Below are 10027 nucleotides of genomic sequence, written 5' to 3'. Positions count from 1 at the left end.
CTGCGCTTCTCCATCGCCGCCGCCAAGGACCACGACGTCCTCATGATCGACGAGGCGCTGGCCACCGGCGACCGCAAGTTCCAGACGCGCTCCGAGGAACGCATCCGGGAGCTGAAGAAGGAGGCCGGCACGGTCTTCCTGGTCAGCCACAACAACAAGTCCATCCGCGACACCTGCAACCGCGTCCTGTGGCTGGAGCGCGGCGAACTGCGCATGGACGGGCCGACCGACGAGGTGCTCAGGGAGTACGAGAAGTTCACGGGCAAGTAGCCCGACACGCCGGGGCCCCGCCGGAACTGTTCCGGCGGGGCCCCGCGTCTGCAAAGGAAACGTCAACTCCTGGCCGGATGAGGAATCTTGAAGCCCGCCGGTGTGTTGGGGTGGTGCGCGGAGCACCCCGGCGGAACTCGGTGAGTTGTACAACGTAAGCTGTACCGGTCCTGAAACGCGGCACATGGGGCGATAATGCCCGTCACCCTCGCACGGGCCTGCCGCGCGGGCGGCCGGGCGGCGTGTCCGAAATAGTGTGTATTGGGTCGGCAGTGTAGAACGGGAGATGTGACGGCAATGGCTACGGAAACTCCCCTGCTCCGCGAAGCGTGCGCCGTCCCCGTCCCGGGCAGCCCGCGATGACGGTGACCGACACGGCGCACGCCGTCGACCCGGAGCGCGCCACGCTCGACAAGGCCGCGAGTGAGAACTTCCCCGTGGCCCCCTTCTTCCTGCCCCGCGACTGGCGCACCGACCTGATGGCCGTCTACGGTTTCGCCCGCCTGGTCGACGACATCGGCGACGGCGACCTCGCCCCCGGCGGCGCCGACGCCCGCCTCCTCGGCGTCCCCGACGACAGCGCCGGCGACCGGCTGCTGATGCTGGACGCCTTCGAGGCCGACCTGCGCCGGGTCTTCGACGGCACCCCGCACCACCCCCTGCTGCGGCGCCTCCAGCCCACCGTGCGCCGCCGCGCCCTCACCCCCGAGCCCTTCCTCGGCCTGATCGCCGCCAACCGCCAGGACCAGCTCGTCGGCCGCTACGAGACCTACGACGACCTCCTCGCCTACTGCGAGCTGTCCGCCAACCCCGTCGGCCGCCTCGTCCTCGCCGTCACCGGCACCGCGACGCCCGAGCGGGTCCGCCTCTCCGACCGGATCTGCACGGCCCTTCAGATCGTCGAGCACCTCCAGGACGTCGCCGAGGACCTGACCCGGGACCGGATCTACCTGCCCGCCGAGGACATGAAGCGCTTCCACGTCCAGGAGACGGACCTCGCCGCACCCACCGCCGGCGCCTCCGTGCGCGCCCTGATCGCCTTCGAGGCCGGACGCGCCCGCGATCTGCTGAATGAGGGCTCCCCCCTGTTGGGTAGCGTCCACGGGAGGCTGAGGCTGCTGCTCGCGGGATTCGTGGCCGGGGGGCGAGCGGCCCTCGGGGCGGTCACCGCCGCCGGGCACGACGTACTTCCCGGCCCGCCCAAGCCCGGTAAGGTCCGGTTGCTGCGCGAGGTGGGCGCGACCCTGCGAGGAGAGGGGTGATCCGGACCGTGGAGTCGTCAGCACACGTGTCCGCACCGGTACTCGCCGCGTACAGCTACTGCGAGACCGTCACCGGACAGCAGGCCCGGAACTTCGCCTACGGCATCCGGCTCCTGCCGACGCCCAAGCGCCGGGCGATGTCCGCGCTCTACGCGTTCTCGCGCCGCGTCGACGACATCGGCGACGGCCCTCTCGCCGCCGACGTCAAGGTCGCCCGGCTGGAGGAGACCCGCACCCTGCTCGGCCGCGTTCACGAGGGCGCGGTCGACGAGGACGACACCGACCCCGTGGCCGTCGCCCTCTCCCACGCCGCCCGGGCGTTCCCGATCCCGCTGGGCGGACTGGACGAACTGATCGACGGCGTCCAGATGGACCTGCGGGGCGAGACCTACGAGACCTGGGACGACCTGAAGGTCTACTGCCGCTGCGTGGCCGGCGCCATCGGACGCCTCTCGCTCGGCGTCTTCGGCACCGAACCGGGGGCGCGCGGCGCCGAACGCGCGCCGGAGTACGCCGACACGCTCGGACTCGCGCTCCAGCTCACCAACATCCTCCGCGACGTCCGCGAGGACGCCGAGGACGGCCGCACCTACCTTCCCGCCGACGACCTCGCCAAGTTCGGCTGCTCGGCCGGGTTCGACGGGCCGGTGCCACCGGAGGGGTCCGACTTCGCGGGCCTCGTGCACTTCGAGGTGCGCCGGGCCCGCGCCCTGTTCGCCGAGGGCTACCGGCTGCTCCCCATGCTCGACCGGCGCAGCGGCGCCTGCGTCGCCGCCATGGCCGGCATCTACCGCCGCCTCCTGGACCGCATCGAACGCGACCCGGAGGCCGTGCTGCGCGGCCGGGTCTCGCTGCCCGGACGCGAGAAGGCGTACGTCGCCGTGCGCGGCCTGTCCGGACTGGACACCCGGCACGTGGCCCGGCGGACCGTCAGGAGGCGCCCGTGAGCGGCACCCCGGTCCACGGCACCGCTCCCGGCGAAGAGCGGCGGGCAACCCTCCGGTGGCGGTCGGCGTCCCTGACTGAGACGGTCTGTCGTACAGCGTTCACCCACCACGGCGACCGGGCAGGGAAAGGTGCACGATGACCCACGGCAACGGCACGCGTGACGACGGGCGGCTCACGGACGTCTCCGCCGTCCCGTCCGGCAGACACGCCGTCGTGGTCGGCGGCGGACTCGCCGGTGTCACCGCCGCGCTCGCCCTCGCCGACGCCGGGGTCCGCGTCACCCTGCTGGAGGGACGGCCCCGCCTGGGCGGGCTCGCCTTCTCCTTCCGGCGCGGCGAGCTGACCGTCGACAACGGCCAGCACGTCTACCTGCGCTGCTGCACCGCCTACCACTGGTTCCTCGACCGCATCGAGGGCACCGCCCTCGCCCCGGTGCAGGAACGTCTCGACGTGCCCGTCGTCGACCTGGCCAGACCCGAGGGACGACGGCTCGGCCGGCTGCGGCGCGACGCGCTGCCCGTCCCCCTGCATCTGGGGCGCAGCCTCGCCGCCTACCCGCACCTCTCGCTCGCCGAGCGCGCCCGGGTCGGGCGTGCCGCGCTCGCGCTCAAGGGGCTCGACCTCGCCGACCCGGCGCTGGACGACCAGGACTTCGGCAGCTGGTTGACCGCGCACGGTCAGTCGGCGCGTGCCGTCGAGGCCCTGTGGGACCTCGTCGGGGTCGCCACCCTCAACGCGGCCGCGGGCGACGCCTCCCTGGGGCTCGCCGCGATGGTGTTCAAGACCGGTCTGCTGTCCGACCCGGGCGCGGCCGACATCGGCTGGGCCCGCGTCCCGCTGGGCGAACTGCACGACCGGCTGGCCCGCAAGGCGCTCGACTCCGCGGGCGTGCGCACCGAGGTCCGTACTCGCGTCACCTCCGTCCTCAAGAACGGGAACGGACAGTGGAGCGTTCAGGTTCCCGGCGAGACGCTGACGGCGGACGCCGTCGTCCTCGCCGTACCGCAGCGCGAGGCACACGAACTCCTGCCCCCCGGAGCGCTCGACGCCCCCGGGCGGCTGCTGGAGATCGACACCGCCCCGATCCTCAACATCCATGTGCTCTACGACCGGAAGGTGCTCGCCACGCCCTTCCTCACGGCCCTCGGCACCCCGGTGCAGTGGGTGTTCGACCGCACCGAGGCCTCCGGCCTGAAGGACGGCCAGTACCTGGCGCTGTCCCAGTCGACCGCGCAGGACGAGATCGACACGCCCGTGGCCACGCTGCGCGAGCGCTACCTGCCCGAGCTGGAGCGGCTGCTGCCGCGCACCCGGGGCGCCGAGGTGAAGGACTTCTTCGTGACCAGGGAGCGCACGGCGACCTTCGCGCCCGCCCCCGGTGTCGGCCGGCTCAGGCCCGGCGCCCGCACCAAGGCCCCCGGCCTGTACCTGGCCGGAGCGTGGACCGCCACCGGGTGGCCCGCGACCATGGAGAGTGCCGTCCGCAGCGGTGTCGGGGCGGCGGGAGCCGCGCTCGCCGCCCTGGGCCGGTCCCGCGACCGCCTGCCCGATTTCGAGGAGGCGGCATGAGAACCGATCCGCGTGGGACCGACTCCCGCACTCCCGGTACCGCAACTGGAGGAGAGACTGTGTCCACTGTGCCCCCGGCCCCGAAGGCCGATCGACGGACCACGGTGGACGTGGCCGCGCTGCTGGAGCGCGGCCGGACGCTGGCCACGCCGGTCCTGCGAGCGGCCGTCGACCGCCTGGCGCCCCCCATGGACACCGTCTCCGCCTACCACTTCGGCTGGATCGACGCCCAGGGCAACCCCGCGGACGGCGACGGCGGCAAGGCCGTACGCCCCGCGCTCGCGGTGCTCTCCGCCGAGGTCACCGGCGCCGCGCCCGAGGCCGGCGTGCCCGGCGCGGTCGCCGTGGAGCTGGTGCACAACTTCTCCCTGCTGCACGACGACCTGATGGACGGCGACGAACAGCGCCGCCACCGCGACACCGTCTGGAAGGTGCACGGCCCCGCCCAGGCCATCCTGGTCGGCGACGCCCTGTTCGCCCTGGCCAACGAGGTGCTGCTGGAGCTCGGCACCGTCGACGCGGGCCGCGCCACCCGCCGGCTCACCAAGGCCAGCCGCTCCCTGATCGACGGTCAGGCCCAGGACATCTCCTACGAGCACCGCGACCGCGTCAGCGTCGAGGAGTGCCTGGAGATGGAGGGCAACAAGACCGGCGCCCTGCTCGCCTGCGCCAGCTCGATCGGCGCGGTCCTCGGCGGTGCCGACGAGCACACCGCCGACACGCTGGAGACGTACGGCTACCACCTGGGCCTCGCCTTCCAGGCCGTCGACGACCTCCTCGGCATCTGGGGCGACCCGGACGCCACCGGCAAGCAGACCTGGAGCGACCTGCGCCAGCGCAAGAAGTCCCTCCCGGTCGTGGCCGCCCTCGCCGCGGGCGGCCCCGCCTCCGAGCGGCTCGGCGAGATCCTCGCCGCCGACGCCAAGAGCAGCGACTTCGCGAACTTCTCCGAGGAGGAGTTCGCGGCCCGTGCCGCCCTCATCGAGGAGGCGGGCGGGCGCGAGTGGACCGCCGACGAGGCGCGCCGCCAGCACACCATCGCCATCGAAGCCCTCGACACCGTCGACATGCCCGACCGGGTGCGGGACCGGTTCACGGCGCTCGCGGACTTCGTCGTCGTACGAAAGAGATGATCACTATCGGTCGAATAGCCCTCGCGTAGTCGCCGGCCGGTGTCGCGGGAAGCACAGCACCGGCCGACGGCGGACCCACAGCAGAAGCACCACCTGCACACTGCACGAAGGGGAAGCCATGACAGCGACGACCGACGGAAGCACCGGGGCGGCCCTCCCGTCCCGCGCAGCCGCGGCCAGCGAAACAGCCGACATCACGAGCCCCGCGGCGGCCGGGGTACACGAAGCCGCCGCCCGCGCGACTCGGCGCGCCACCGACTTCCTGCTCTCCCGGCAGGACGCCGAAGGCTGGTGGAAGGGCGACCTCGAGACCAACGTCACGATGGACGCCGAGGACCTGCTCCTGCGTCAGTTCCTCGGCATCCAGGACGAGGAGACCACCCGCGCGGCCGCCCTGTTCATCCGCGGCGAGCAGCGCGAGGACGGCACCTGGGCCACCTTCTACGGCGGCCCCGGAGAACTGTCCGCCACCATCGAGGCCTACGTCGCCCTCCGCCTGGCCGGCGACGCACCCGACGCCCCGCACATGGCGAAGGCCGCGGCATGGGTCAGGACCCAGGGAGGCATCGCCGCCGCCCGCGTCTTCACCCGCATCTGGCTGGCCCTGTTCGGCTGGTGGAAGTGGGAGGACCTGCCCGAACTCCCGCCGGAGCTGATCTGGTTCCCCACCTGGGTACCGCTGAACATCTACGACTTCGGCTGCTGGGCCCGGCAGACCATCGTGCCCCTGACCGTCGTCTCGGCGAAGCGGCCGGTGCGCCCGGCGCCGTTCCCGCTCGACGAACTCCACACCGATCCGGCCCGCCCCAACCCGCCCCGCCCGCTCGCACCGGCGGCGAGCTGGGACGGCGCCTTCCAGCGGATCGACAAGGCGCTGCACGCCTACCGCAGGGTGGCGCCGAAGCGGCTGCGCCGGGCGGCGATGAACACCGCCGCCCGCTGGATCGTCGAACGGCAGGAGAACGACGGCTGCTGGGGCGGCATCCAGCCCCCCGCCGTGTACTCGGTCATCGCCCTGTACCTCCTCGGCTACGACCTCGAACACCCCGTCATGCGGGCCGGCCTGGAGTCCCTGGACCGCTTCGCCGTGTGGCGCGAGGACGGCGCCCGCATGATCGAGGCCTGCCAGTCCCCGGTGTGGGACACCTGCCTGGCCACCATCGCGCTCGCCGACGCCGGCGTGCCCGCCGACCACCCGCAGCTGGTGAAGGCCGCTGACTGGATGCTCGGCGAGCAGATCGTGCGCCCCGGGGACTGGTCGGTGAAGCGGCCCGGACTCCCGCCCGGCGGCTGGGCGTTCGAGTTCCACAACGACAACTACCCCGACATCGACGACACCGCCGAGGTCGTCCTCGCCCTGCGCCGGGTCAGTCACCACGACCCGGAGCGGGTGGAGAAGGCCATCGGCCGCGGGGTGCGCTGGAATCTCGGCATGCAGTCGAAGAACGGCGCCTGGGGCGCCTTCGACGTCGACAACACCAGCCGGTTTCCCAACCGGCTGCCGTTCTGCGACTTCGGCGAGGTGATCGACCCGCCGTCCGCGGACGTCACCGCGCACGTCGTGGAGATGCTCGCCGTCGAGGGCCTCACCCACGACCCGCGGACCCGGCGCGGCATCCAGTGGCTGCTCGCCGAACAGGAGGCCGACGGCTCCTGGTTCGGCCGCTGGGGCGTCAACTATGTCTACGGCACCGGCTCCGTCGTCCCCGCCCTGGCCGCCGCCGGCCTGCCCGCCTCGCACCCGGCGATCCGCCGCGCGGTGAGCTGGCTGGAGTCCGTCCAGAACGACGACGGCGGCTGGGGCGAGGACCTGCGCTCCTACCGCCACGTCAAGGAGTGGAGCGGCAAGGGCGCCTCGACCGCCTCGCAGACGGCCTGGGCGCTGATGGCCCTGCTGGCGGCGGGGGAGAGGGAGTCCAAGGCCGTCGAGCGCGGCGTCGCATGGCTCGCCGCCACCCAGCGGGAGGACGGCTCCTGGGACGAGCCGTACTTCACCGGCACCGGCTTCCCCTGGGACTTCTCCATCAACTACCACCTCTACCGGCAGGTCTTCCCGCTCACCGCGCTCGGCCGGTACGTCCATGGCGAACCCTTCGCCAAGGCGCCCCGCACGGTCCAGGCGCTCGCCGAGTCACTGACCGAGGCGAAGGGGAGCTGATGAGCGAACAGCCCGGACCGGCCCCGCTGCTGATCGCCTGCGCGCTCGGCATCGAGCACCTCGCCCTGCGCGCCGGTGACCGCGGCGGGGCCGCCGGGCCGGTCACGGTCCTGCGGACCGGAATGGGACCGAAGGCGGCCGAGCGTTCCGTCACCCGGGTCCTGGCCGGCCCGGCGCTCGGCGACGCCGCCGTGCTGGCCACGGGCTTCTGCGCGGGCCTCGCCCCCGGCATGCACCCCGGCGACCTGGTCGTCGCCGAGGAGACCCGGGACCCGCGGGGCACGGTCGCGTGCGCCGGCACCGACCGGCTCGTCAAGGAACTCACGCGCGCCGTCCCCGGACGCACCGTCCACACCGGGCCGCTGACCGGCTCGGACCACGTCGTCCGCGGCCCCGAACGCGCCGACCTGCTCGCGACCGGCGCGATCGCCGTCGACATGGAGTCCGCCGCCACGCTCCTGAGCGCCGTCCGCACGGGTACGCGCCCCGTTGCGGCCGTCCGGGTGGTCGTGGACGCTCCCGAACACGAACTCGTACGGATCGGCACCCTGCGCGGTGGAATATCGGCTTTCCGCGTTCTTCGTTCCGTACTTCCCGCATTTTTCGAATGGCACCGTTCTTTGCTGCTCCCCAGGAGGTGAGCCCAGATGGCCATGCCGCTGCGCCAGTCCATCAAGGTCGCTACATACTTGGCCGAACAGAAGCTCCGCAGGCGGGACAAGTTCCCGCTCATCGTGGAGCTGGAGCCGTTGTTCGCCTGCAATCTGAAGTGCGAGGGATGCGGCAAGATCCAGCACCCGGCCGGAGTGCTCAAGCAGCGCATGCCGGTGGCCCAGGCCGTCGGGGCGGTGCTCGAATCGGGCGCGCCGATGGTGTCCATCGCCGGCGGCGAGCCGCTGATGCACCCGCAGATCGACGAGATCGTGCGCCAGCTGGTGGCCAAGCGGAAGTATGTCTTCCTGTGCACCAACGCCCTGCTGATGCGCAAGAAGATGGACAAGTTCACGCCCTCCCCGTACTTCGCCTTCGCGGTGCACATCGACGGGCTGCGCGAGCGGCACGACGAGTCCGTGGCGAAGGAGGGCGTGTTCGACGAGGCCGTGGAGGCCATCAAGGAGGCCAAGCGGCGCGGCTTCCGGGTGACCACCAACTCGACCTTCTTCAACACCGACACCCCACAGACCATCGTCGAGGTGCTCAACTTCCTCAACGACGACCTCCAGGTCGACGAGATGATGATCTCGCCCGCCTACGCCTACGAGAAGGCGCCCGACCAAGAGCACTTCCTGGGCGTCGAGCAGACCCGCGAGCTGTTCAAGAAGGCGTTCTCGGGCGGCAACAGGGCCCGCTGGCGGCTCAACCACTCCCCGCTGTTCCTCGACTTCCTCGAGGGCAAGGTCGATTTCCCCTGCACCGCGTGGGCGATCCCGAACTACTCCCTCTTCGGCTGGCAGCGCCCCTGCTACCTGATGAGCGACGGGTACGTGCCGACGTACCGGGAGCTGATCGAGGACACCGACTGGGACAAGTACGGCCGCGGCAAGGACCCGCGCTGCGCCAACTGCATGGCGCACTGCGGCTACGAGCCCACCGCCGTCCTGGCCACCATGGGCTCCCTGAAGGAGTCGCTGCGGGCCATGCGGGAGACGGTCTCCGGGAACCGGGACTGACGTCGTGACCGCCATCTCCCTGGGCGTCCCCGAGGTACCGGTCCGGCCGATCGCCGAGCGGCGCATGTCGCGGCGTATCGAGGTCGGGCCGGTGCCCGTCGGGGGCGGGGCCCCGGTGTCGGTGCAGTCCATGACGACGACCCGCACCTCGGACGTCGGCGCGACGCTCCAGCAGATCGCCGAACTCACCGCGTCCGGCTGCCAGATCGTGCGGGTGGCCTGCCCCACGCAGGACGACGCCGACGCGCTCGCCGAGATCGCGAGGAAGTCGCAGATCCCGGTGATCGCGGACATCCACTTCCAGCCGAAGTACGTCTTCGCCGCCATCGAGGCGGGCTGCGCCGCGGTCCGGGTCAACCCGGGCAACATCAAGCAGTTCGACGACCAGGTGCGCGAGATCGCCCGGGCGGCGAAGGAGCACGGCACGCCGATCCGCATCGGCGTGAACGCGGGCTCGCTCGACAAGCGCCTGCTCCAGAAGTACGGCAGGGCCACCCCGGAGGCCCTGGTCGAGAGCGCGCTGTGGGAGGCCTCGCTCTTCGAGGAGCACGGCTTCCGGGACATCAAGATCTCGGTGAAGCACAACGACCCGGTCGTCATGGTCGAGGCCTACCGCCAGCTCGCCGCGCAGTGCGACTACCCGCTGCACCTCGGCGTGACGGAGGCCGGCCCCGCCTTCCAGGGCACCGTCAAGTCGGCCGTCGCCTTCGGCGCGCTGCTCTCCCAGGGCATCGGCGACACCATCCGGGTGTCGCTGAGCGCCCCGCCGGCCGAGGAGGTCAAGGTCGGCATCCAGATCCTCCAGTCGCTGGGGCTGAAGGAGCGCCGGCTGGAGATCGTCTCCTGCCCCTCCTGCGGCCGCGCGCAGGTCGACGTCTACAAGCTCGCCGACGAGGTCACGGCCGGCCTGGAGGGCATGGAGGTGCCGCTGCGCGTCGCCGTCATGGGCTGCGTCGTCAACGGCCCCGGCGAGGCCCGCGAGGCCGACCTCGGCGTCGCCTCCGGCAACGGCAAGGG

At 72.1% G+C, this 10027-nt stretch carries 9 protein-coding genes and 1 pseudogene; all 10 read left to right on the top strand.

Annotated features, from left to right (window positions below; translation table 11 throughout):
• A pseudogene (locus GTW67_RS05630) lies at positions 1–270 on the top strand (ABC transporter ATP-binding protein); the annotation flags it as partial.
• A 359-nt stretch (positions 271–629) separates the two neighbouring features.
• A complete protein-coding gene (gene hpnC / locus GTW67_RS05625; protein WP_161163687.1) occupies positions 630–1532 on the top strand; it encodes a squalene synthase HpnC in 903 nt (300 codons plus the stop codon).
• Positions 1529–2479, top strand: a complete 951-nt coding sequence (hpnD, locus tag GTW67_RS05620) for a presqualene diphosphate synthase HpnD (RefSeq protein ID WP_161163686.1) — start codon at positions 1529–1531, stop codon at positions 2477–2479. The genes hpnC and hpnD overlap by 4 nt, the downstream gene beginning before the upstream one ends.
• On the top strand, positions 2476–2619 hold the full coding sequence (locus tag GTW67_RS37480; RefSeq protein ID WP_346010567.1) for a DUF6380 family protein: 144 nt from the start codon (positions 2476–2478) through the stop codon (positions 2617–2619). Before hpnD ends, GTW67_RS37480 begins: the two co-directional genes overlap by 4 nt.
• Entirely contained in the window at positions 2616–4049 is a 1434-nt protein-coding gene (gene hpnE, locus GTW67_RS05615) for a hydroxysqualene dehydroxylase HpnE (protein ID WP_161163685.1), read from the top strand. The genes GTW67_RS37480 and hpnE overlap by 4 nt, the downstream gene beginning before the upstream one ends.
• 68 nt (positions 4050–4117) lie before the next feature.
• Complete coding sequence (locus GTW67_RS05610; protein ID WP_161163688.1) at positions 4118–5182, top strand: polyprenyl synthetase family protein; 1065 nt, start codon at positions 4118–4120, stop codon at positions 5180–5182.
• A 118-nt stretch (positions 5183–5300) separates the two neighbouring features.
• Positions 5301–7340: a squalene--hopene cyclase gene (gene shc / locus GTW67_RS05605; protein ID WP_161163684.1), complete on the top strand. Its 2040-nt coding sequence runs from the start codon at positions 5301–5303 to the stop codon at positions 7338–7340.
• Positions 7340–7981 (top strand): phosphorylase family protein, encoded by a 642-nt coding sequence (locus tag GTW67_RS05600; RefSeq protein ID WP_161163683.1) that lies wholly within the window; start codon positions 7340–7342, stop codon positions 7979–7981. The genes shc and GTW67_RS05600 overlap by 1 nt, the downstream gene beginning before the upstream one ends.
• A gap of 6 nt (positions 7982–7987) precedes the next feature.
• Positions 7988–9010, top strand: coding sequence for an adenosyl-hopene transferase HpnH (hpnH, locus tag GTW67_RS05595; RefSeq protein ID WP_161163682.1), 1023 nt, complete (start codon positions 7988–7990; stop codon positions 9008–9010).
• Positions 9011–9014: 4 nt separating this feature from the next.
• On the top strand, positions 9015–10027 hold a 1013-nt coding region (gene ispG, locus GTW67_RS05590), incomplete at its 3' end, for a flavodoxin-dependent (E)-4-hydroxy-3-methylbut-2-enyl-diphosphate synthase (RefSeq protein WP_161163681.1).

This window comes from Streptomyces sp. SID5910 (genome assembly GCF_009862125.1).
Lineage (GTDB): Bacteria > Actinomycetota > Actinomycetes > Streptomycetales > Streptomycetaceae > Streptomyces.
Note: the sequence above shows the minus strand (reverse complement) of the source record. Positions and strands in the feature narration are given on the sequence as shown.

Bases quoted from the DNA above. Each gene is read 5' to 3' on its own strand.
- hpnE (WP_161163685.1), top strand. From the start codon at position 2,616: ATGACCCACGGCAACGGCACGCGTGACGACGGGCGGCTCACGGACGTC.
- hpnH (WP_161163682.1), top strand. From the start codon at position 7,988: ATGGCCATGCCGCTGCGCCAGTCCATCAAGGTCGCTACATACTTGGCC.
- shc (WP_161163684.1), top strand. From the start codon at position 5,301: ATGACAGCGACGACCGACGGAAGCACCGGGGCGGCCCTCCCGTCCCGC.
- hpnC (WP_161163687.1), top strand. From the start codon at position 630: ATGACGGTGACCGACACGGCGCACGCCGTCGACCCGGAGCGCGCCACG.
- GTW67_RS05600 (WP_161163683.1), top strand. From the start codon at position 7,340: ATGAGCGAACAGCCCGGACCGGCCCCGCTGCTGATCGCCTGCGCGCTC.